Genomic DNA, 22,190 nt, shown 5'->3' with positions numbered 1-22,190 from the left:
GTTCGGCGTCAATGGGCTTCGATTGGTGTCAAGGGATCTCGCTCGGAGGAAGAGAGTCCCGTTCGGCGTCAGTGGTTCCCGCCGCGCGTCGCGCTCGTCCCCTCGCCGGGCGCCCGCCAGCCCAGCACCGGCGTCATGGAACGCAGCGTCGCCCGCGTCGGCGTCAGCCGGGCCGCGGCGTCACGCAGCAACACCGCCGGCGGCCACGACAGTTGGCCGACCGCGCCGAGCCGGGCGGAGCGGCGCGCGACGGCCTGGGTCCGGGGGCGGCGCAGCAGGTCGTACGAGGAGAGCGCGGCGGCGATGTCCGGGGTGCCGTCGAGGCAGTGGGCGAGGGTGACCGCGTCCTCCAGGGCCTGGCACGCGCCCTGGCCCAGATTGGGGGTCATCGCGTGGGCCGCGTCACCCAGCAGCGCCACCCGTCCGCGCGAGAAGGCGGGCAGGGGCGGCAGGTCGTAGAGGTCATGCCGTAGTACGGCGTCCGCGGGGACGGCGGCGAGGAGGGCGGGGATCGGGTCCGGCCAGGCGCCGAATCGGCGCAGCAGCTCGGCGTACTCGGTCGAACCGGAGGCTGTCCCGGCCGGGAGCGAGGCGGTCGCGAAGCAGTACATCCGGCCGCCCGGCAACGCCGTGTAGCCGAACCGCTCGCCGCGCCCCCAGGTCGCCGCGCCCTCGGCGGGCGGCTCGGCGAGGGGCTCGGTGACCATGCGCCACGCGGTGTACCCGGCATACCGGGGGCCGACCGCGTCGGGCCACAGCGCACGGCGCACCACGCTGCGCAGCCCGTCGGCGCCGACCACGAGATCGGGCCGGGACCGCCCACCGCGGTGCTCGACGACCAGGCCCGAGCCGTCGTCGGGGGCAGCGTCGTCGCGGACCGCGGAGACCTCGCAGCCGGGCCGCAGGCTGTCGGCGGGCAGCGCCGCGGTGAGCGCCCGCAGCAGGTCCGCGCGGTGCAGGACCAGCAGGGGGTGGCCGAAGCGGCGCTCCAGCTCCGCGTTGTCCGTACGGGACAACCACCGGCCCCGGCCGTCGCGTACGCCTCCAGCGGCCTCCACGGCGCCGAGCGCCCGTACGGCGTCGGCCAGGCCGAGCGCCTCCAGCGCGTGCAGCGCGTTCGGCCACAGGGAGATGCCGGCGCCGATCTCGGTGAACTCCCCGGCCCGTTCCAGCACTTCGACGCGCCAGCCCCGGCGATGCAGGGCGATGGCCGCCGCGAGTCCGCCGATGCCGCCGCCGACGACGGTCGCGGCGCGCTGCGGCATGGATCCTCGCTCTGTCTTCGGGGGCGCCGCCCTGGGTCTCGTGGCGGCCGGTCCGGTGCCCAGCGGCATGCGACGGGGCGCGGGGTCCGGCTGAGCAGCGCCTGATCACAGCATGTCGGCAGACACCTGTCAACGTGCCGGGGCGGGCCGCAGCGGAGCGGCCCGGTCCGGGGGCGAGGCAACCGGGTCCACCCGCCCGGTGGTCGTGCTGACCTGCGGATGCGTGCCCCTTCACGCGCGGTGGTCCGCTGATCCGGCCATGGCCGACTCACGCCCCTTTTCGCCCCCTCTCGGGCGGTTCACACTGCGGTACACGGACCTGTGGGGGAGGGCTTCGACGTGACGGGGCGTGGACGGGGCGCGGCTGCTCGCAGGCGGCGAGCGGCGCGGCTGAGGTCGGGAGCGACGGGCGGCGGTGTGCTGCTGCTCCTGCTGGTGGTCTTCTGGTCGCAGGTGTGGCCGTACGTCATAGGGGCCGTGGTGCTCGGCGGCGTCGGAGCGGCGGGCTGGTGGTGGTGGCGCACGGACCGGCTTCTGCGGGGGCGGGACCGGCTGTGGCGGCAGGAGGAGGCGGTCAAGGCCGGTCGTCGCACGCTCGCCGAGGTGGACGCGATGACCGGTACCGAGTTCGAGGAGCTGGTGGCAGACCTGTGCAGACGGGACGGACTCACCGACGTCCGGCGGGTGGGTGGTGCCCACGACAACGGGGCCGACGTCGTCGGCCGCCTCCCGGACGGCCGCAGCGTGGTGATCCAGTGCAAGCGGTACGCGCCGACCAGCGTGATCGCGAGCCGGGAACTGCGTGATCTGCTGGGGGCGCGGGTGCACTTCGGTGCGGACGTCGCCGTGTTCGTGACGACCACGCGGTTCAGCCGCCCTTCCGAGCGGTTCGCGCTGCAACACGACATCCTCGCCGTGCACCGGGACTTCCTCGGCCTGTGGAACAACGGGGCCGGCCTGCTGTCCCTGCTCGCGGTCAACGGCCGAGGGCAGGGTGACACCCGTCATCGGGCGCGCTGGAAGCAGGCGTACGAGAAGTGACGGCTCGGTGAGAAGAGGTTGGCCGGTGGTCAGACCGGGTCGCCGCCGGTCGGCGCGGGCGGGGTGTGCGGGCGCAGGACCATGAGCGGGCCTTCCGGGGTCGCCACCATGGCGAAGGGGAATCGGTCCAGTTCGAGACAGAGCGCGACATCGTCGGGGTGGACCCCTTCGCGTACTCCCGTCGTCAGTTCGGCGGCGGCGCGTGAGGCGGCGGCGCGGCGGAGGAACCCGGCGGCGACCGTGCGCGGTTCGGTGGCGCGCCGGGCGATGTACTGGGCGCACGCCAGGTCCTCGTCGGCCTGTCCGTCCTCGCCGGTGACGACGAAGGTGACCTTCCCGCCCCCGTGCGCCCGCAGGACCCGCGCCGTGGCCCCGGCCACCGCGAAACTGGCGCAGAGCACCAGAGACGCCTCCCTGACGGCGAGGGCGCCGACCGTGCCGGCTGTGGTCTTCTGCACCACGGTCCGTCCCGTGAGGTCCAGGGACCGCAGCAGACCAGGTGAGTTGACCGTGTCGAAACCGGGCGCGGGCGGACCGTCCTTGAGCGTCACCCAGTCCGGGTGGCGGGCCTTGAGCGCCAGCGCCTCGCCCAAGGACCCGGCCATCACGATCTTCTCCGCACCCTGGCCGAAGGCCCAGGCGGCCACCGTGAAAGCGCGCATGACGTCGACCACGACCGCCACGGACGGGACGTCGACCAGATCGGCGATACCAAGGAAACGGGCCTCCATGCGGGTCATGATCGCGCATGCCCGGCCCGGGGCACTCGGAGAGTGCCGCGCGTCACGTCGTCGTGCGCGGAAGGCCCCCGAGCCGGGAGCACATGACCTTCCGCCACCGGCGACACGTCCGCGAGACCCGCCGGGGCGCGTGACAGTATCGGCGGTGAGCGCAGGGCCGCGCGCCGGCGGCGAGGGCAGAGGACGAGGGACATGAACCGGCCACCAGGAATGATGGACGTGGCACGGGAGGCCGGCGTCTCGCACATCACCGTCTCGCGGGTCGTCAACGGCCATCCGTCGGTACGGCCGGAGACCCGGGCCCGGGTCGAGGCCGCGATCCAGAAGCTGGGCTACCGCCGCAACAGTGTGGCCAGGGCCCTCAAGAGCCGCCGCTCCTCGACGATCGGTGTGGTGATCACCGGGGCGGAGTTGTTCGAGCTGCCCCGCATCCTCAGCGGCGTGGAGGCGGCCGCCAAGCGGGCCGGGTACTGGGTGAGCCTGGCGAGCCGGCAGGGCGAGAGCGGCACCGATGACCTGGTGGAGACGTTGCAGCGGCTCACCGACCAGTCGGTGGAGGCCATCGCGGTCGTCGCCGACCGGCCGGCCGCCGTCGAGGCGCTGACCAGCCTCGTCCTGGACGTGCCGGTGGCCGTGGTGATGTCGGGCGGCGTGCCCAACCTCGACCTGAGCTGCGTCGAGGTCGACCAGGAACTCGGCGCCCGGCTCGCCGTGCGGCATCTGCTCGACCTCGGGCACCGGCACATCGCCCATCTCACCGGCGCCCTGCGCACCTTCGACGCGCGCGCCCGGGTCACGGGCTGGCGGGACGAGCTGGCGGCCGGGGGAGGCGAAGGCGCCATGCTCGAAGGGGACTTCAGCGCGGAGAGCGGGTTCCGGCTGGCGCACGCGCTGTGTGCGGACCGGTCCGCGCTGCCGACCGCCGTCTTCGCGGGCAACGACCAGATGGCCATGGGCGTGCTGGCGGCGTTCGCGGAACAGGGTGTGAGGGTGCCCGAGGACGTGTCCCTCGTCGGCTTCGACGACATGAGGGGCGCCGGATACCTCGTCCCCGCCCTGACCACCGTCCGCCAGGACCTCGACCACCTCGGCAGCAGCGCCATCGAGCTGCTGGTGCGGATGCTGGGCGGGGAGCGGGCAACCCGGGAGAAGCTCACCCCGCAGCTCGTCGTCCGGCGCAGTACCGCGGCTCCCCGCACGGCCCGCTGAGGATCGACGGACCGGCTACGGCTGAGCCGGGCTGTACTCGAACCACCTCACGTGTGCCTCACCGGTGTCGCCGATGCCGTACAGGCCGAGGTGGACGCCGACGAACCCACCGGCGCGTTCCGTGCTGAAGAAGGGGCGTTCGACGCTGCCCAGGGTCGTCCAGGCGGCGTTGTCGTGGACGAGGAAGGTGTAGGCGGACTCGTCGCCGTCCACCGCGAGGACCACCTCGGTGTCCGTGACGGGTACCGCCGCGAGCCGGGTGGCGACGCCCGCCTCCCGGGCCGTGAGGACGACCTGCGGGGCGCCGGCGGTGTCGACGGTGAGCGCCACGGTGGCGTGCTGGTGGTGGTTCTGGAAGACGGCAAGCCCCGCCTCCTGGCTCGGCGCGGTGGCGCTGAGGCGCAGGCGGGTGCTCGCGCGCATGCGCAGGTGCTGCTGGCGGCGGGCGATGAACGCGGGGGTGCCGGTGGAGGTGAGGGGGTCGAGACGGCGGCAACGGCGGAGCACGACACGGGGCCGGGGTGGCCTCGACGTCGGAGCGCGGGGCCGAGAAGGAGACGAAAGTTGGGCTCGGGACAAGCCATCAGAGCGTGTTAACGTTAACATCACTGTTCATGTCGACCTCCGGAAACACCCACACCCGACCGTCGTTCCCCGCCGACTTCCTCCTCGGTTCCGCTACGGCCGCCTACCAGATCGAAGGCGCCGCCACCGAGGACGGGCGCGGTCCCTCCATCTGGGACACCTTCTCCCACACCCCCGGCAAGACCTGGAACGGCGACACCGGTGACGTGGCCGCCGACCACTACCACCGCCTGGGGGACGACCTGGACCTCATGGCCTCCCTCGGCCTGCGGGCCTACCGCTTCTCCCTGTCCTGGCCGCGCATCCAGCCCACCGGCCGCGGCCCGGCCAACCCCAAGGGCCTGGACTTCTACAGCCGGTTGGTCGACGGGCTGCTGGAGCGGGGCATCACCCCCGTCGCGACCCTCTACCACTGGGACCTGCCCCAGGCGCTCGAGGACGAGGGCGGCTGGACGAACCGTGCCACCGCTCTCGCCTTCGCCGACTACGCCCGCATCGTCGGCGAGGCCCTCGGTGACCGCGTCGCGATCTGGACCACGCTGAACGAGCCGTGGTGCTCCGCCTACCTCGGCTACGGCTCCGGTGCCCACGCCCCCGGTCGCACCGACGGCGCCGCGGCGCTCACCGCGGTTCACCACCTCAACCTCGCCCACGGGTTGGCCGTCCAGCAGCTCAGGGCGGTCGCCACCAACTCCCCCCAGTACTCCGTGACCCTGAACTTCCACGTCCTGAGGGGACAGGGCGACGGCGCCGCCGAAGCCGTACGCCGCATCGACGCGCTGGCCAACCGCTCCTTCACCGACCCCCTGTTGCACGGCCACTACCCGAAGGACCTGTTCAGCGACACGGCGTCCGTCACCGACTGGTCGTTCGTCCGGGACGGCGACCTCACCGACATCCACCAGCCGCTGGACCTCCTCGGCGTCAACTACTACGCGACCACCGCCGTCCGCCTGTGGGACGGCAAGGGCGCGCGGCACACCAGCGACGGCCACAAGGACATGGGCGGCTCCCCCTGGCCCGGCTCACCCCAGGTCGAGTTCCTCCCGCAGGCCGGCCCGCACACCGCCATGGGCTGGAACATCGACCCCGACGGCCTGGAAGAGCTCCTCCTCGACCTGCACAGCCGCTACCCGGACCAGCCCCTGGTCATCACCGAGAACGGTGCCGCCTTCGAGGACCACCTCACCACCGGCCCCGACGGCACCCACGCCGTCCACGACCCCGAGCGCGTCGACTACCTCCACCGCCACCTCACCGCCGCCCATCGCGCACTGTCCGCCGGCGTCGATCTGCGCGGCTACTTCGTGTGGTCCCTGATGGACAACTTCGAATGGGGCTACGGCTACTCCAAGCGCTTCGGCATCGTCCACGTCGACTACGAGACCCAGCGCCGCACGCCGAAGGACAGCGCCCTGTGGTTCAGGGAACTCGCACTGACCCGCACCCTGCCGTCGACGGAGGCGATCCCGGCCGAGTGACCTACGACCCGGGGAGCGGCCGGTTGCCGGCTGTCGGGGCCCGCTCAGCACCGGCGGCCGCCGCGCAGCTCCAGCCGCTCCCCGGGGAAGCGGGCGCGAAAACCCCGGTCGTGCGAGACCGCGACCACCGCCCCCGGGTACGCCGCGAGGGCCGTCTCCAGATCCTCGACCAGGTCGAGCGCGATGTGGTTGGTCGGCTCGTCGAGGACCAGGAGGTCCACGGGCCGGGTCACCAACCGCGCGATCTGCAACCGCCGTTGCTGCCCGGCGGACAGCTCACCGACCGGGACACGCAGATCCTCATCACGGAAGAGTCCGAGTGCCAGCAGCTGATCGGCGTGCTCCTCCGGCAGTCCGCGCCGCCCGGCCGCGAAGGCGGCGAGCAACGGCAGGCGCGTGGAGCGCGCGGGCAGCTCCTGCGTCAGATATCCGATCCGGGCCGGACGGCGTACCGTGCCCGCGTCCGGTTCCAGGTCTCCCGCGAGGACACGCAGCAGGGTCGTCTTGCCCGCGCCGTTCTCGCCCGTGACGAGCAACCGCTGACCGTGGCCGATCACCAGCGGCCCCTCCAGGTGCAGCCGCTCGCCGACGCTCACGTCGTGGAGCTCGGCGAGCGGAGCCTGACCGGAAGGCGCGTCGCCCGTCGTCGGCAACGCCGTCGTGAACCGCAGGGGTTCGGGCGGCGCCGCCACCGGGTTGCGCCGCAGACGCGCCAACCGCTCCCGGACCGACCGGACGTGTCCGCCGAGCTTCGCCTCGTGGGATCGCCGGTGCTTGCCGAACCCCTGCCCGGGGTCCTTGCCGGTGCCGGCGAGCCTCCTCCCGGCGGCGTCGAGCAGTTCCTCGGCACGGGCCAACTCCGCGACCCAGAGCGCGTGTTCCTGCTCCGCGCGGCGTCGCGCGGCGGCCTTGGCGGTGCGATAGCCGGCCCAGCCGTCGCCGTACCGGCGCACCGTGCGCGTGTCCCGGTCGACCTCGAGGATCACGGTGGCCACGCGTTCCAGGAACCCGCGGTCGTGGGTGACGGCGACGACCGTGCCGCGGTGCGCGCGCAGTTGCTCCTCCAGCCAGTGCACGGCCGACGCGTCGAGATGGTTCGTCGGCTCGTCGAGGAGCAGCAACTCGGGCGCGGCGGCCAACACGCAGGCCAGCGCGAGCCGTGACTGTTCTCCGCCGGAGAGCGAGCCGAGCAGACGGTCACGGGTGACGTGGGCGAGCCCGAGCCCGTGCAGGGCGGCGTCCACGCGGGCGTCCGCCTCGTATCCGCCGCGATCCTCGTAGGCGATCAACAGTTCGCCGTACGCGGCGAGTTCGTCTTCCGTCGCCTGGCCGAGGCGTTGCTCCATCGTCCGCAACCGGCGCTCCATACCGCGCAGTTCGGCCAGAGCGGTATCGACGGCGTCCCGCACGCTGCGGGACGGGTCGAGGTCGAGGGTCTGGGCGAGATGGCCGACGCCGCCGGGGAAGCTGACGGTGATCTCCCCGGAGTCCGGCCTCTCGACCGCGGCCAGCAACCGCAGCAGAGTGGACTTGCCGGAGCCGTTCTCACCGATGACGGCGGCCTTGTCGCCTGGGCGGACGGTGAAGCACACCTGGTCCAGGACGGTTCGGGTGCCATAGGACTTGGTCACGTCCTTGACGGACAGCTGCGCCACGGCAGCGGGCACAGCGGTATTAGCGCGGTCGCGCATGTCACTTTCCCTGGGGATGCGAAGGGCCTACGGGCAGCAGAAACGGCGGCGTGGGCCGTGCCCGGACTCAGAGAAAGTGGTAGTAAGACATGCCTTCACCATACAAGACGATGCGTATCGTCTCCATTTATTTCGGGAGGTGCTCGACGCCGCCGCGCGGTGATCGAACACCGGCGAGCAGTTCCCGTCCAGCGCGGCCGGAGTACGGCGGCCACCGCGCACACGTGACAGGGCGCACAAACAGCAAAGGCAAGGAGAGATCTCTCCTTGCCTCTCTCAACTTATAGCGCACAGGGGGGCTTGCCACAAGGCCCCGGTCAGGGCGCAGACTCATGGGCCGACGCCGCAACCTGCAAGAACGCGGCGTGACTTGAGCTGCCGGGTGGCCTTGCGGGGAGGGGTCGGGGACGACGACATGCCCGGCAGAGGTTCGACGGAGTTCAGGGACCCGGTGATTCGATCAACCGGTGCCGTGCGACGGAGCGCGGTTGCCTCGGAGGTAGCGCAGTGGTGGAGCAGTACGTGTTGGATCTTCAGGACGTGGACGAGTCGCAGGTCGCGCTCGTCGGCGGCAAGGGCGCGCACCTGGGCGGGCTTTCGCGGATCGAAGGCGTCCGGGTGCCGTCGGGCATCTGCGTGACGACGGACGCCTTCCGGCGGGTCATGGCGCAGGCGCCGTCCATCGACGAACGGCTCGAGGAGTTGTCGCGTCTGGACCCGGAGGACCGGGCGGCGGTCCGCAGGCTCAGCGCGGATGTCCGCCAGGCCGTCGAGGGGATCGCCGTCCCCGGCGACCTCGCGGAGGAGATCACCCGCGCGCTCGCCCGGGACGGCGCACACGCCTCCTACGCCGTCCGCTCCAGCGCGACGGCCGAGGACCTGCCGACGGCCTCGTTCGCCGGGCAGCAGGACACCTACCTGAACGTCATCGGGGCGGAGGGGGTCCTGCGGCACGTCAGCCGCTGCTGGGCCTCGCTGTTCACCGAGCGGGCCGTCACCTACCGCCGACGCAACGGCATCGACGACCGTACGGTCCAGATGGCCGTGGTCGTGCAGCGGATGGTCTTTCCCCAGGCCTCCGGCATCCTGTTCACGGCCGACCCGGTCACGGGGCACCGGAAGGTCGCCACCGTGGACGCCGGATTCGGCCTCGGTGAGGCGCTGGTCTCCGGTCTGGTGAACCCGGACGTCTTCAAGGTGCGTGACGGTCAGGTCGTCGAGAAGACGATCGCCGCCAAGCAGCGTGCCGTGCGGCCCCTTGCGGCCGGTGGCACCGAGGAGGTCACGATCGACGTGCCGCAGCAGGAGCAGCCCGCGCTGACGGATGCTCAGGTCGTGCGGCTCGTGGACCTCGGGCGACGGATCGAGGCGCACTTCGGTCGCCCGCAGGACATCGAGTGGTGCCTGGCCGACGACGACTTCCAGATCGTGCAGAGCCGACCGATCACCACGCTGTTCCCCGTTCCGGACAGCGACGACCAGGACAATCACGTCTACGTCTCCGTGGGCCATCAGCAGATGATGACCGACCCCATGAAGCCGCTGGGGCTGTCCATGTGGCAGCTGACGGCCATGACCCCGATGCACGCCGCCGGCGGGAGGCTGTTCGTCGATGTCGCCGGGCGCCTGGCCTCGCCCACGGTCCGCGCCGGCCTTCTGGACCTGATCGGGCGGGGCGACCCGCTGGTCAGGGACGCCCTGGAGACCGTCCTCGACCGGGACGACTTCGTCCCCTCGCTCCCGGACGCGCCGCCCGTCCGCCCGCCGGCCGGCGGCCCGCCCGCCCCGATCCCCACCGACCCGGCGATCGTGACCGAGCTGATCGAACGGAGCCGGACCTCTGTCGCCGCCCTGGAGCACGACATCCGGACGAAGACCGGGCCGGAGCTGTTCGACTTCCTGCTGGAGGCCTTCGCCGAGCACAAGCGGGTCCTCGGCGATCCCCTGAGCATGCAGGCGATCATGGCGGGGATGGAGGCCACGTGGTGGCTCAACGACCACCTGGAGGAGTGGCTGGGCGAGAAGAACGCCGCTGACACGCTCACCCTGTCCGCCCCCGGCAACATCACCTCGGAGATGGGACTGGCGCTGCTCGACGTGGCGGACGTGGTCCGTCCGCACTCGGAGGTGGTGGCGTTCCTGCGCGGTGTCCAGGACGACGACTTCCTGGACGAGCTGGCGAAGCTGGAGGGCGGCCTCGCGGTGCGCGACGCCATCCAGGGCTACCTCGACCGGTACGGCATGCGGTGCGTCGGTGAGATCGACATCACCAGGCCACGGTGGAGTGAAAGCCCCAGCACGCTCGTGCCCGTGATCCTGGACCACGTCAGGAGCTTCGAGCCGGGCGCGGCCGGGCGGCGGTTCGAGCAGGGCCGGCAGCGGGCGCAGGAGAAGGAGGCCGAGGTGCTGTCCCGCCTGCGAGCCCTGCCGGACGGGGACGCGAAAGCCGACGAGACCAAGCGGATGATCGACCGGGTCAGGACCTTCATCGGGTACCGGGAGTATCCGAAGTACGGCATCATCAGTCGCTATTTCGTCTACAAGCGGGCCCTGCTGGAGGAGGCCGAGCGGCTGGTGCGGGCAGGTGTGCTCGCCGAGAAGGAGGATGTCTTCTTCCTCACGTTCCAGGAACTGCGCGAGGTCGTGCGCTCCCGCCGGGCGGACCGGGAACTCGTCGAGCGGCGCAAGGAGGAGTTCCGCACGTTCCAGGGGCTCACCCCGCCCCGGGTGCTCACCTCCGACGGTGAGGCCCTCACCGGGGCGTACCGGCGCGACGACGCGCCGCCCGGCGCCCTGGTCGGCGTGCCGGTGTCCACCGGGACCGTGGAGGGGAGGGCTCGCGTCCTCATCGACATGGCGGACGCCGATCTCGAACCGGGCGACATCCTCGTCACACCCTTCACCGACCCCAGCTGGTCCCCGCTGTTCGTCGGCATCGCGGGCCTGGTCACAGAGGTCGGCGGCCAGATGACCCATGGTGCGGTGATCGCTCGTGAGTACGGCCTGCCGGCCGTCGTCGGCGTCCACGACGCCACGCGCCTGATCCAGGACGGACACCGGATCCGGGTGCACGGAACGGACGGGTACGTCGAGCTCCTGCCGTGAGCGAGGACACGGAGCGGTGAACGAGGGGCGGGGCCGACGACCGCGCGGTCCCGTCCCCGGCGTCGCCGACGCCGTCTATGGTGCCCGGCATGACTGCATGGATCGACCGCGGTGTCATCACGTGGATAGAACAGGGACCGTACCTGGACGACGAGACGGTCCTCGTCCACTTCAAGGGGATCGGCCTGGCCGCCATGGTGGCGGGCCTGTCCGCCCGGAACCGGCCGCCGTTCGCCCACGGCGGCGAGACGGCACCGGGTGACTGGGGCGTGATCGTGCACCACATGTTCAACCGCGACGACTACGACGAGATCGACTACCGCGACCTGTGCCCCCAGGGCGCCGAGCTGATGGTCTTCGTCCCCAACCCGAGCATCGCCAAAGCCCACAGACCCAAGGCGTACCACTACAAGGACGGCAGGACAGTGTCCTGCGTCGACTATGAGGACCCCGCCTACGTCGGCGAGTACTGGCCCAACGAGATGGCCCCCATGATCACAGCGGCCGGGCTGGACCACGAGAGCGACACCTACGAGGAACAGCTGACCCAGTTGATCTGTGACCACCTGGGGCTGCCGGCGCTGGACCGCGACACCATCACGGTGGACCGCGACCTGGTGGCCTCCTACCTGTGAGAGGCACTCAGCCGTCGCGGCCGAGCGGCGCCGGGTCGCACAGGGGCAGCCGGGCGGTGACCCGTTTGCCGACCGGTTCCCGATGGGCCGCGAACCCCTCGACGACGGCCATCACGATCTCCAGGCCGTGCTGGCCCACGCGTCCGGCGTCGGCGGCCTGGGCCATCGGGAGGGTCGGATCGGTGTCCCACACGCTGATCTCCACCGAGTCGCCGATGATGCGCAGTTCCAGCATTGCCGGCCCGGGCGCGTATTTGAGCGCGTTGGTGACCAGTTCGCTGACCACCAGCTGCGTCAGATCCATGGTTCGCGCCGACACGGGCAGCCCGTGCTCGGCCTGGACCCGTGCCAGGAAGTCCGACGCCGTGGCCCTGGCGTTGGCAATACAGCCGACGGCGCCGTCGAGAGCGACGATCACCTCGGCAGATGCGTCATCGGGCATCAGGGAACACTCCTCGCGCGGGACAGGTCCCTTGCCGACGATCTGCAGTACCCCGTTCATGAGCGCGCGCATACCCCGGAAATCCTTTGCTACTCCTGCGCCCCGAATCCATGCATGGGTCACGTGTACGCATCGTGGCCGTGGTCCCGGGGCAACGATGCCTCAGACGTCGTCCAGCCCGACCGAGTGCGCAGAGGATACGAGTGGCAGACAACCAGCAAGCAGCGGGGCGCGGCCGGCTGACCGTGGACCGGGCCGACATCGACGGCGTCACCGTCCTCAGCCTTCACGGCGAGGTGGACTACGACAGCGCCGACGCCCTCACCCGGGCCGTGCCCCCGGCGGACGGCGCCGCGGGCCGGCGCGTCGTCGTGGATCTGAGTCAGGTGACCTTCATGGACTCCAGCGGGGTCAACGCCTTGATCGCCACCTATCGGGCGACGCAGGCCGCGGACGGCTGGCTGAGGCTCGCGGGGGTGCGCGGCGCCGTGCAGCGCACGCTGCAGCTCGTCGGGCTGGACGCCATCGTCACCTGCTATCCCACCGTGAAGGAGGCTCTCCAGTCGTGACAGCCGTCAGCCGTGAGCGCGCGTAAACTTGTTCGGGTTCCCCGGAAAGGCTCCTTCATGCGTCTTCCGGTCCGCTGATTTCGAGCGGCTTCGTCGCTCGCGCCAGGCTTTGGTTGTCACACGGCAACTGCGTTAGCCTTCACCGAATTTTCTCATCGTGGGAAACCGTGAACAGCGGAAACGTGAGCGGTGGGCGGGGCCGTCCACGGCCCGGCGCGGTTCCGAGTCCTCGCCGTGAGGACTCCTGGGGAGCGGAACGAGGGTGCGCATGACCGGCAAGACGATCGAGGCCGTCGAATCGGCCCCGGGCGAGCAGGAGCTGCGGCAACTGCTGGCGGGCCTGACCGCCGTCCGGGACGGCGACTTCGGCACCCGGCTGCCGTCCGACGGTGAAGGGCTGCTCGGAGACATCGCCACGGTCTTCAACGGCATGGTGGATCAGCTGTCACTGTTCACCTCCGAGGTCACCCGCGTGGCGCGCGAGGTGGGCACCGAGGGCACCCTGGGCGGACAGGCGGAGGTGCCGGGCGTCTCGGGTACCTGGGCCGACCTGACCGACTCGGTGAACGCCATGGCCGGCAACCTGACCACGCAGGTGCGTGACATCGCCCAGGTGGCGACCGCGGTGGCCAAGGGCGACCTGTCCCAGAAGATCGACGTGCCCGCGCGCGGTGAGATCCTCCAGCTGAAGGAGACCGTCAACACGATGGTCGACCAGCTGTCCGCGTTCGCCGACGAGGTCACCCGCGTCGCCCGCGAGGTCGGCAGCGAAGGACGTCTCGGCGGCCAGGCCCAGGTGCCCGGAGTCGGCGGTGTCTGGCGCGACCTGACCGACTCGGTGAACTTCATGGCGGGCAACCTCACCTCCCAGGTCCGCAACGTGGCCCAGGTGACGACCGCGGTCGCGCAGGGTGATCTGTCGCAGAAGATCACGGTGGACGCGCGCGGGGAGATCCTGGAGCTGAAGAACACCATCAACACGATGGTGGACCAGCTGTCCGCGTTCGCCGACGAGGTCACCCGCGTCGCCCGGGAAGTCGGCACCGAGGGCCGCCTCGGGGGTCAGGCGGACGTCAAGGGCGTCAAGGGCACCTGGCGCGACCTGACGGACTCCGTGAACTTCATGGCGGGCAATCTGACCGCGCAGGTCCGCAACGTGGCCCAGGTGGCCACGGCGGTCGCGCAGGGTGATCTGTCGCAGAAGATCACGGTGGACGCGCGCGGGGAGATCCTGGAGCTGAAGAACACCATCAACACGATGGTGGACCAGCTGTCCGCGTTCGCCGACGAGGCCACCCGCGTCGCCCGCGAGGTCGGCACCGAGGGCAACCTCGGCGGGCAGGCGATCGTCCGGGGCGTGTCGGGGACCTGGAAGGATCTGACGGACAACGTCAACGTCATGGCGTCGAACCTGACCGGTCAGGTCCGCTCGATCGCCCAGGTCGCCACCGCCGTCGCGCGCGGTGACCTCTCGCAGAAGATCACCGTCGAGGCCAAGGGCGAGGTCGCCGCCCTGGCCGATGTGATCAACACCATGGTCGACACCCTGTCCGCGTTCGCCGACGAGGTCACCCGTGTCGCCCGCGAGGTCGGCACCGAGGGGCGCCTCGGGGGACAGGCGCACGTACCGAACGTGGCGGGTACGTGGAAGGACCTGACCGACAACGTCAACTCCATGGCCAACAACCTCACCGGCCAGGTCCGCAACATCGCCCTGGTGACGACGGCCGTGGCCAACGGCGACCTGTCGAAGAAGATCGACGTCGACGCCCGGGGCGAGATCCTGGAGCTGAAGACCACCATCAACACGATGGTCGACCAGCTGTCGTCGTTCGCCGCCGAGGTCACCCGTGTGGCCCGCGAGGTGGGCAGCGAGGGCCGGCTGGGCGGCCAGGCCGAGGTGGAGGGTGTCGAGGGCACCTGGAAGCGGCTGACGGAGAACGTGAACGAACTCGCCGGGAACCTCACCCGGCAGGTGCGCGCCATCGCCGAGGTCACCAGCGCCGTCGCCGAGGGCGATCTCACCCGCTCCATCACCGTGGAGGCCTCGGGCGAGGTCGCCGACCTCAAGGACAACATCAACTCCATGGTGGAGTCCCTCCGCGAGACCACCCGGGCCAACCAGGAACAGGACTGGCTCAAGACCAACCTCGCCCGGATCTCCAGCCTGATGCAGGGCCACCGGGACCTGCCCGTCGTCGCCGAGCTGATCATGGACGAGCTCGCGCCGCTCGTCACCGCCCAGTACGGCGCCTTCTACCTGGCGGAGGACACCGAGCGCGGGCACGAGCTGCGGCTGGTGGGCTCGTACGGCTATCCGGACGACGCCGAGCGCCCGTCCCGTATCCCCGTGGGGCGCTCGCTGGTCGGGCAGGCCGCCCGCAACCACCGTGCCATCACCGTGGAGGAGCTGCCGCCCGGTTACGTCACCATCTCCTCGGGCCTGGGATACGCGGTCCCCACCGCCCTGGTGGTGCTGCCGATCGTGGTGGAGGACCAGGTGCTCGGTGTGATCGAGCTGGGCTCCGTCACCCGCTTCACCCAGATCCACCAGGACTTCCTCACCCAGCTGATGCCGACCATCGGCGTCAACCTCAACACCATCGTGGCCAACGCCCGCACCGACGAGCTGCTCGACGAGTCCCAGCGGCTGACCGCCGAACTCCAGGCCCGCTCCGAGGAGTTGCAGGTCCAGCAGGACGAACTCCAGCGGTCCAACGCCGAACTGGAGGAGAAGGCCTCCCTGCTGGCCTCGCAGAACCGCGACATCGAGGCCAAGAACCTCGAGATCGAGCAGGCGCGGCAGGAGCTGGAGACCCGCGCGCAGGAACTGGCGCTGGCGTCCAAGTACAAGTCGGAGTTCCTGGCGAACATGAGCCACGAGCTGCGTACCCCGCTCAACAGCCTGCTGATCCTGGCCCAGTTGCTCGCCCAGAACCCCTCGCGCAACCTCACCCAGAAGCAGGTCGAGTACGCGGGCATCATCCACTCGGCCGGTTCGGACCTGCTGCAGCTGATCAACGACATCCTCGACCTGTCGAAGGTCGAGGCGGGCAAGATGGACGTCGCCCCCGAACGCGTCCCGCTGCGCCAGCTGCTGGAGTACGTCGAGGCGACGTTCCGGCCCATGACGACGCAGAAGAGCCTGGACTTCGCGGTGGCCACCGCCCCGGGCACCCCCGCCGACCTGCTCACCGACGACTCCCGGCTGCGGCAGATCCTGCGCAACCTGCTGTCGAACGCGGTGAAGTTCACCGAACAGGGCGGTGTGGAACTGCGGATCGAACCCGCCGCGGACCGGGAGGTGCCCCCGGGTGTCCAGCGTGGTGGTCCGGTCGTGGCGTTCCGGGTGAAGGACACCGGCATCGGCATTCCGCAGCAGCAGCTGGAGACGATCTTCGGAGCGTTCCAGCAGGCGGACGGCACCACCAGCCGCAAGTACGGCGGCACCGGGCTGGGGCTGTCGATCACCAGGGAGATCGCCCATCTGCTCGGCGGAGCGGTCACCGTGGACAGCACGCCGGGTCAGGGCAGCACCTTCACGCTCTATCTGCCCGTCGCCCGCGCCGACTTCGAGGACGTGATCGGCGGCGTCCGGCCGCTGGAACAGTCCGGCGAGGCGGACACCGACGACGAGCTGCCCGCTTCCCCCGCCCAGCCCCAGCGGCGCAGGCGGCGTCTGCTGGTGGTCGAGGAGCGGTTGCGCGGTCTGCTCACCCTGGTCGCCGAGCGCGCCGTCGGGGACCTTGTACCGGACCCGGACGACCCGCGCGGCACGATCGACATCATCACGGCCGTGGGCGCCCAGGAGGCCGCGGGCGCCCTGGCAGCCGAACCCTGCCACTGCGTCGTGCTGGAGCTCGGTATGCCCGACGACGAGGGCGTGCGGCTGCTGGAGGCCATGCAGGGCGACTCGGCGCTGGCGAGTGTGCCGGTCCTCGTCCACACCAGCCACCGGCTGGACGTGGCGAAGGAGGAGATGCTGCGTTCCCGTGCGGGCGGCCGTCCGCTGGAGTTCCTGGCCAGCCTGGACGAGCTGCGCGAACACATCACCCTCCACCTGTCCGCCGAGGAGCCGGGCGACGTGTTCACCCTCGTGCACACGGACGAGCAGCCCCAGCAGCCGATCCAGCCGGTGATGGACGACTCCTTCCTGGGCTGTACCGTCCTCGTGGTCGACGACGACGCGCGCAACCTCTTCGCGCTGAGCGGGGTGCTGGAGCTGCACGGCTTCCAGGTCCTGCACGCCGACAACGGCCGCAAGGGCATCGAGATGCTGCTCGCCCACCCGGAGATCTCGCTGGTGCTGATGGATGTGATGATGCCCGAGCTGGACGGCTACGCCGCCACCGCGGAGATCCGCCAGATGCCCCAGTACGCGAACCTGCCCATCATCGCCGTCACCGCGAAGGCGATGCCGGGCGACCAGGAGAAGAGCCTCGCCTCGGGCGCGAACGACTACGTCACCAAGCCCGTCGACGCCAACGATCTCATCGGCCGCGTCCGGCACTGGCTGCCCGCATGACATCAGGTCATGCGGCGTCGCCCGCTCGCCGACCCCGCGCCGTCCCCGGACGCTCGAAACGAGGAACACTTCTATCGTGAGCCGACTACAGCAGCCGCCCGACCCGGCCGGTGCAGGTGAGCAGTCCGCCGACGCCCCGGCGACCGGCAACGACCCGGCCCCCGCGCAGGCGCCCGTGACCCTGCCCGCGGCCCGCCGCACGGACGTGACGGGGGCCGGCGGCCGGGACGCGGACGAGGAGATCTCTCCCGTCGGCCGGCTCGCGGCGACCGTGGAGCGGCTGCGCAACGAGGTACGCGCGGCCCAGGCCGAGGCGGACGGGCGCGCCCTGATCGAGCTGGCCAAGGGCATCCTCGTCGAGCGGCTCGGGTGCGGGCCGACGCAGGCCGCGCGACAGCTCGCCGAGCTCACCGAACAGGCGGGCGTGACCCCGCTCGAGTTCGCCGTGGAGGTGATCAACCAGGCCTCGCGCGACCGGCTCTCCGAGGTGACGGCGGCCTTCTTCGCCGCCACGACGGGCCAGGACGCCCCCTCTGCCGCCCCGGGCCAGAACCGGCCCGCGGTGGAACTGCGCTCCGCGGAGAGCGCCGCACTGGCCGCCCAGGACGCGCAGACCGTCGCCGAGTCCCTGCTCGCGCACGCGCTGACGCCGCTGGGCGCGGTGGCCGTGGCCATCTGGGCCCTGGGCGCCGACGGCTCGCTCACCCTCGCGGGCAGCGCGGGATTCTCTCCCGCCGAGGCAGGACGCTGGCGGCATGTGCCGCCGGGTGTGGCGACCGTGGCCCGCCGCGGTCTGACCGAGCGCACGGGGCAGTGGATCGACCGCCTGTCCGGCACCGGCCTGCCCACCATCGGACAGCATCTGCATCCCGACGGCGGCCGGGTCGCCGTACCGGCCGGCACCGCGGGCCGTCTCCATGGCGTCCTGGAGATCGTCTGGCCGACCCCGCTGGAGCCCCAGCCCCCGCAGATCGTCCGCCAGGTCGAGGCGCTGGCGGAGCTGTGCGCGCACACCCTGGAGACGAGCGGCCTGCGGTACGCCGACGAGATTCCCGGTCCCCGCGGCCTGCCCGACGCCGTCGAGCTGATGGACCTGGCCGACGGCCTGCACGACCCCGCCCTGGTGCTCGTCCCGCACGTGGACACCGGAGGGGAGCTCGTCGACTTCCGCATCCACCACGTCAACGCCCGCTTCCTGGACCCCGCGGGCCGGCCCCGGGGCGTCGTCAGCGGGGCCCTGCTGCTGGAGGCCTATCCGCTGGCCGCCGGGGAGAGCGGGCTGTTCGACCAGATCGAGCGCGTGCACGCCACCGGCGAGCCCTTCCGGGCCCACCGCATGCGGCTCACCGCGCTGGTGGACGACGTGCCCCTGTCGGCGGTCGCCGACGTCAGCATCAGCCGGCACGGCGGAAGCGTCCTGCTCATCTGGCGCATAGAGGACGAGACGGCACGGCTGGCGAACCTGCTCCAGCACGCCCAGCGCCTGGGCCGCGTCGGCGGTTTCGAGGAGAACCTGCTGACCGGTGAGATCACCTGGAACGGCCAGCTCTACCACCTCTACGGCCAGCCCACCACGGTCGGTCCGGTGCCGCTGGAGGACCTGTCCGCGCACGCCCACCCGGACGACGCGGTGGCCATCGGCCGCTTCCTGCGCACCCTCCTGCACCATCACCGACCGGCGTCCACCGCCTTCAGGCTGCAACGGCCCGACGGGGTGACCCGGCACCTGCGGGTGGCCGCCGAACCGGTCCTGGACTCCGACGGCCGACTGAATGTCGTACGGGGCGCCTATCAGGACATCTCCGCCCACCACTGGACGGAGGTGGCGCTCGCCGCGACCCGCGACCAGCTCGCCCACACCGAACAGCAGGCCAGCGAACGCCACCGTCTGACCCTTCAGCTCCAGCACGCGATCATGCCGCCGGCGCAGGCACCGCTGGAGGTGCCCGGACTGCGCGTCGCGGTGCGCTACCGGCCCGCCGAGACGGAGCAGCTGGTCGGCGGCGACTGGTACGACGCCGTCGTCCTGCCCTCCGGGAAGGTGCTGCTGTGCGTCGGCGATGTCGCCGGCCACGGCATCGAGGCGGCCACCAGCATGGTCGTCCTGCGCAACGCGTTGCGCGGACTCGCCGTCACCGGCGCCGGGCCCGGTCAGCTGCTGTCCTGGCTGAACATGGTGGCCCACCATCTGACCGGCTCCATCACCGCCACGGCGGTGTGCGGTCTGTACGACCCCGAGCGCCGCAGCCTGCGCTGGGCCAGGGCGGGCCATCTGCCGCCGGTCCTGGTGCGCGGTAGCGAGGCGGCGCCGCTGCCCCTGATGACGGGGCTGCTTCTCGGTGCCGTTCCGGAGGCGACGTACGAGGAACACGAGATGCAGCTCGCGGTCGACGACACGCTGCTGATGTACACGGACGGCCTGATCGAACGGCGTGACCGTTCCGTGGAGGAGTCCCTCAGCCAGCTGCTGACCACCGCGCGCATCCAGCAGCCCACCCTGGACCAGCAGCTGGACCGGCTGCTCACCCACAGCAGGTCGGACACCGACGACGACACCTGTGTCGTGGGGATCCGGGTGACGTAGACGACCCGCTCGGCCCCCCTCGTCGGGCCCGACGACCTCGCGCAGGTCGCCCGAAAGGCGCGTAGACCTCGCTCCCCTGGGAATTCAGGAAACCGCAGGGAAAACTGAGCCGGGCCGACCGACGTCGTGGCTCCGAGCGGGGAAGGTGAGATGGCAGCCGAACACCGTCAGCACGCAAGTGAGGTATCCGGGAGCGTTCCGGAGCAGGCCGCACGCTATACGGGTGAACTGCACGACGTGACGGAGGCACGGCTCGACGCGGAGCGGTTCCTGGAGGACCTCACGCGGGTGACGCCGCCGTCCGCGCCCGAGCACTGGGACGACATTCTGCTGGTGGTCACGGAACTGACCGCGAACGCGGTTCAGTACGCGCCGGGTCCCTTCGGGCTCCGGCTGCGCCGGACCTTCGACGGCGTGCACGTCGTCGTCCACGACACGAGCAGCACACCGCCGGCCCCGCGCCCGTTCCAGCGCGACGGGGGCGGCGGGGTCGGCTGGTACCTGGTCGAGACGCTGTGCACCCAGGTCAGCGTCGTCATGACCGACGACGGCAAGGACGTGCACGTGTTTCTTCCGTGGTAGGGGCGCTCTATCGGGCGCGCAGCGGTACCAGCGCGCTGATCGTCTTGCCGCCCCCGGGGCGCGGTTCGACGGCGATCTCGCGGGCCAGCCGAAGGACGAGCGGCCAGCCGTAGCCGTGTGCCGCGCCGTTGCGCGCGGGCAGGGCGCCGGAACCGTAGGCGGCGTCGGGAATCGTGTCGCTGTGGTCGTGGACGGCGAGGCGTACGCCGTCCTCGGTGACGGTGATCTCGAACCCGGCCAGTCCGTCGCCGTGCCGGATGGCGTTGGTGACGAGTTCGGAGACGACGAGAAGCAGGTCGACGACGTCCTCCTCGCGTGCCGTACGCGATGCGGAGTCCCACTGCTGCCGAACGACCGCGCGAGCGTGGTCGCGTGCCTCGGCCGCGGTCGTCACCGTGGGGGTGACCGGCGTGCCGTCGCTCACACGACCGTTGCGCGTGGCCTGCTGCTCCGACGGGGTCATCGGTCCGTCACAGCCCAGGGCGCTTCCTTCGTCGATGGGACATCGAGGACGAAGGACCTCGCGACAGCAGTCACTGCAAACAGCCTTTCGGTGCTCTGTGGAACGACGTCGTACGACCGCGTCACCGGCGGGGGTCTGCCGCTCGCCGGGCGGCCGACGGCAGGCCTGCGGAGGTTGACCTCCCAGGTCGCCTGCGTCGGGTGCTCATACCAGCAGATACCCTGCTCGCCCTCGCACATTCGGTACGACTTTCCGCCGAGAACCGGAAAGGGGCGGTCCGGTCAGCTGGGTCCAGGGGAGCTCAGGTACCTGTCCCACCGGTCGTCGGGGCTCAGTTCGGCGGCGAGGCTGAGCAGCCGGCGCGGCTGAGGGTGGAGGCCGACGATCCGCAGCAGACCCCCGCGGGGGGTGAGGGCCTGGTCGATCGTGAGAACGAGATGGAGCAGTGCCGAATCCACGAAGTCGACACGGGCGAGGTCGAGGGTGACGCGGCGCACGGATGACGGCAGTTGGGTCGCCGCGCTCTCGATGGCGGGCCGTACCCGGTCGTCGATGTCGCGGTCCACGGTCAGCTTGGCGGCGTGACCGCCGGGGCTGAGAGAGATCTGAGTGCCCACTGTTCTGTGCCCCCTTCCTGGGGGTTGGTGGCCGCGGGAACGGCCGCTGGGCTTCCTCCACCGTGCCACGGACCGCGCCGCACGTCGAACGGCCCGGTAACAGCCGGTGCATGACCTGCCCGTTCGGGGGTATCCGCGCATCCGCGGTGCCCACCGCGGGCGAGAGGTCATCGCGCCCTGGCCGTATTACGCGCTGTTGTTGGAGGTACACGTGTCCATTGCCCAGAACCCGTTGTCCGTGGAGGTCACACTGCCCCGCGAGGATGTGGCCCTGATCACGGTGGAGGGTTATTTGGACGTCGACACCGCGACCGATTTCCAGCACCACCTGGCCAACCAGCTGCATCACGGCCGACGGCACTTCCTGCTCGATCTCTCGGACGTCCCGTTCATGGACTCGTCCGGCATGAACATCATTCTCCGGCTCTACCAGGAGACCCGCGGCCCGGGCGGCACCGTGCACATCATCTCGCCCACGCCGGCCGTGCGCCGGATACTCGATCTCACCGGTGTGAGCATCACGGTCCCGGTGTCCGAGAGCACCGAGCAGGCGCTCGCCCTCGTCGACCAGCTGCAAGCCTGACAACAGTTGCCCTTTGACAACTATGAGGCGGACCCAACAGAGTGGCTCGAGTGCAGGGGAGGGGGTGGTGATG

The 22,190-nt window shown here is 71.1% G+C and carries 17 protein-coding genes; 10 read left to right on the top strand and 7 right to left on the bottom strand.

From position 1 onward, the window contains the following. Positions 1-68 precede the first annotated feature (68 nt). Positions 69-1,265, bottom strand: coding sequence for an FAD-dependent monooxygenase (locus ACZ56U_RS09775; RefSeq protein ID WP_469083493.1), 1,197 nt, complete (start codon positions 1,263-1,265; stop codon positions 69-71). A gap of 417 nt (positions 1,266-1,682) precedes the next feature. Between ACZ56U_RS09775 and ACZ56U_RS09770 the strand changes: the two genes are divergently transcribed. Continuing rightward, complete coding sequence (locus ACZ56U_RS09770) at positions 1,683-2,306, top strand: restriction endonuclease (protein WP_469083863.1); 624 nt, start codon at positions 1,683-1,685, stop codon at positions 2,304-2,306. Between the two features lie 29 nt (positions 2,307-2,335). On the opposite strand, the gene ACZ56U_RS09765 is transcribed toward ACZ56U_RS09770, so the two are convergent. After that, positions 2,336-3,037: a 2-phosphosulfolactate phosphatase gene (locus tag ACZ56U_RS09765; RefSeq protein ID WP_469083492.1), complete on the bottom strand. Its 702-nt coding sequence runs from the start codon at positions 3,035-3,037 to the stop codon at positions 2,336-2,338. A 201-nt stretch (positions 3,038-3,238) separates the two neighbouring features. Between ACZ56U_RS09765 and ACZ56U_RS09760 the strand changes: the two genes are divergently transcribed. Continuing rightward, entirely contained in the window at positions 3,239-4,255 is a 1,017-nt protein-coding gene (locus ACZ56U_RS09760) for a LacI family DNA-binding transcriptional regulator (protein WP_469083491.1), read from the top strand. 15 nt (positions 4,256-4,270) lie between these two features. On the opposite strand, the gene ACZ56U_RS09755 is transcribed toward ACZ56U_RS09760, so the two are convergent. Then, positions 4,271-4,762 (bottom strand): beta-xylosidase family glycoside hydrolase, encoded by a 492-nt coding sequence (locus ACZ56U_RS09755; protein WP_469083490.1) that lies wholly within the window; start codon positions 4,760-4,762, stop codon positions 4,271-4,273. Positions 4,763-4,869: 107 nt separating this feature from the next. On the opposite strand from ACZ56U_RS09755, the gene ACZ56U_RS09750 reads away from it, so the two are divergent. Continuing rightward, the gene (locus tag ACZ56U_RS09750) at positions 4,870-6,321 is read left to right on the top strand and encodes a GH1 family beta-glucosidase (protein ID WP_469083489.1); all 1,452 of its coding nucleotides are present in this window, start codon (positions 4,870-4,872) and stop codon (positions 6,319-6,321) included. A 44-nt stretch (positions 6,322-6,365) separates the two neighbouring features. On the opposite strand, the gene abc-f is transcribed toward ACZ56U_RS09750, so the two are convergent. Beyond that, entirely contained in the window at positions 6,366-8,012 is a 1,647-nt protein-coding gene (gene abc-f / locus ACZ56U_RS09745) for a ribosomal protection-like ABC-F family protein (protein ID WP_469083488.1), read from the bottom strand. Positions 8,013-8,519: 507 nt separating this feature from the next. On the opposite strand from abc-f, the gene rph reads away from it, so the two are divergent. Both rph and ACZ56U_RS09735 read left to right on the top strand, forming a co-directional pair. Continuing rightward, on the top strand, positions 8,520-11,117 hold the full coding sequence (rph, locus tag ACZ56U_RS09740) for a rifamycin-inactivating phosphotransferase (RefSeq protein WP_469083487.1): 2,598 nt from the start codon (positions 8,520-8,522) through the stop codon (positions 11,115-11,117). A gap of 89 nt (positions 11,118-11,206) precedes the next feature. Beyond that, complete coding sequence (locus ACZ56U_RS09735; RefSeq protein ID WP_469083486.1) at positions 11,207-11,752, top strand: hypothetical protein; 546 nt, start codon at positions 11,207-11,209, stop codon at positions 11,750-11,752. Positions 11,753-11,759: 7 nt separating this feature from the next. Here ACZ56U_RS09735 and ACZ56U_RS09730 read toward each other — a convergent pair whose 3' ends face one another. Continuing rightward, positions 11,760-12,194 carry an ATP-binding protein gene (locus tag ACZ56U_RS09730; RefSeq protein WP_469083862.1) on the bottom strand — a complete coding sequence of 145 codons (435 nt, stop codon included), beginning with the start codon at positions 12,192-12,194 and terminating at the stop codon, positions 11,760-11,762. A 203-nt stretch (positions 12,195-12,397) separates the two neighbouring features. On the opposite strand from ACZ56U_RS09730, the gene ACZ56U_RS09725 reads away from it, so the two are divergent. The 4 genes from ACZ56U_RS09725 (at position 12,398) to ACZ56U_RS09710 (ending at position 20,454) form a co-directional block, all read left to right on the top strand. Next, positions 12,398-12,763: an STAS domain-containing protein gene (locus ACZ56U_RS09725; RefSeq protein WP_469083485.1), complete on the top strand. Its 366-nt coding sequence runs from the start codon at positions 12,398-12,400 to the stop codon at positions 12,761-12,763. A gap of 268 nt (positions 12,764-13,031) precedes the next feature. Next, on the top strand, positions 13,032-17,288 hold the full coding sequence (locus ACZ56U_RS09720; protein ID WP_469083484.1) for a HAMP domain-containing protein: 4,257 nt from the start codon (positions 13,032-13,034) through the stop codon (positions 17,286-17,288). A 205-nt stretch (positions 17,289-17,493) separates the two neighbouring features. Further along, positions 17,494-19,872, top strand: coding sequence for a SpoIIE family protein phosphatase (locus tag ACZ56U_RS09715; RefSeq protein WP_469083861.1), 2,379 nt, complete (start codon positions 17,494-17,496; stop codon positions 19,870-19,872). Positions 19,873-20,022: 150 nt separating this feature from the next. Next, positions 20,023-20,454 carry an ATP-binding protein gene (locus ACZ56U_RS09710; RefSeq protein ID WP_469083483.1) on the top strand — a complete coding sequence of 144 codons (432 nt, stop codon included), beginning with the start codon at positions 20,023-20,025 and terminating at the stop codon, positions 20,452-20,454. Between the two features lie 7 nt (positions 20,455-20,461). On the opposite strand, the gene ACZ56U_RS09705 is transcribed toward ACZ56U_RS09710, so the two are convergent. Together ACZ56U_RS09705 and ACZ56U_RS09700 are read right to left on the bottom strand one after the other, a co-directional pair. Continuing rightward, positions 20,462-20,917 carry an ATP-binding protein gene (locus tag ACZ56U_RS09705; RefSeq protein ID WP_469083482.1) on the bottom strand — a complete coding sequence of 152 codons (456 nt, stop codon included), beginning with the start codon at positions 20,915-20,917 and terminating at the stop codon, positions 20,462-20,464. Positions 20,918-21,198: 281 nt separating this feature from the next. Further along, positions 21,199-21,534: an STAS domain-containing protein gene (locus tag ACZ56U_RS09700; RefSeq protein ID WP_469083481.1), complete on the bottom strand. Its 336-nt coding sequence runs from the start codon at positions 21,532-21,534 to the stop codon at positions 21,199-21,201. Between the two features lie 211 nt (positions 21,535-21,745). Here ACZ56U_RS09700 and ACZ56U_RS09695 point away from each other — a divergent pair, with 211 nt between their 5' ends. Next, a complete protein-coding gene (locus tag ACZ56U_RS09695; protein ID WP_469083480.1) occupies positions 21,746-22,117 on the top strand; it encodes an STAS domain-containing protein in 372 nt (123 codons plus the stop codon). The last annotated feature ends 73 nt before the right edge of the window (positions 22,118-22,190 follow it).

The organism is Streptomyces sp. NPDC034103 (genome assembly GCF_055575395.1).
The sequence above is the reverse complement of the archived record's forward strand: the minus strand, read 5'-3'. Positions and strand labels throughout refer to the sequence as shown.

Excerpts from the sequence above, each read along its gene's own strand:
- ACZ56U_RS09720 (WP_469083484.1), top strand. The coding sequence starts at position 13,032 with ATGACCGGCAAGACGATCGAGGCCGTCGAATCGGCCCCGGGCGAGCAG.
- ACZ56U_RS09710 (WP_469083483.1), top strand. The coding sequence starts at position 20,023 with ATGGCAGCCGAACACCGTCAGCACGCAAGTGAGGTATCCGGGAGCGTT.
- ACZ56U_RS09775 (WP_469083493.1), bottom strand. The coding sequence starts at position 1,265 with ATGCCGCAGCGCGCCGCGACCGTCGTCGGCGGCGGCATCGGCGGACTC.
- abc-f (WP_469083488.1), bottom strand. The coding sequence starts at position 8,012 with ATGCGCGACCGCGCTAATACCGCTGTGCCCGCTGCCGTGGCGCAGCTG.
- ACZ56U_RS09730 (WP_469083862.1), bottom strand. The coding sequence starts at position 12,194 with ATGCCCGATGACGCATCTGCCGAGGTGATCGTCGCTCTCGACGGCGCC.
- ACZ56U_RS09750 (WP_469083489.1), top strand. The coding sequence starts at position 4,870 with ATGTCGACCTCCGGAAACACCCACACCCGACCGTCGTTCCCCGCCGAC.
- ACZ56U_RS09760 (WP_469083491.1), top strand. The coding sequence starts at position 3,239 with ATGAACCGGCCACCAGGAATGATGGACGTGGCACGGGAGGCCGGCGTC.
- ACZ56U_RS09705 (WP_469083482.1), bottom strand. The coding sequence starts at position 20,917 with ATGACCCCGTCGGAGCAGCAGGCCACGCGCAACGGTCGTGTGAGCGAC.
- ACZ56U_RS09735 (WP_469083486.1), top strand. The coding sequence starts at position 11,207 with ATGACTGCATGGATCGACCGCGGTGTCATCACGTGGATAGAACAGGGA.
- ACZ56U_RS09765 (WP_469083492.1), bottom strand. The coding sequence starts at position 3,037 with ATGGAGGCCCGTTTCCTTGGTATCGCCGATCTGGTCGACGTCCCGTCC.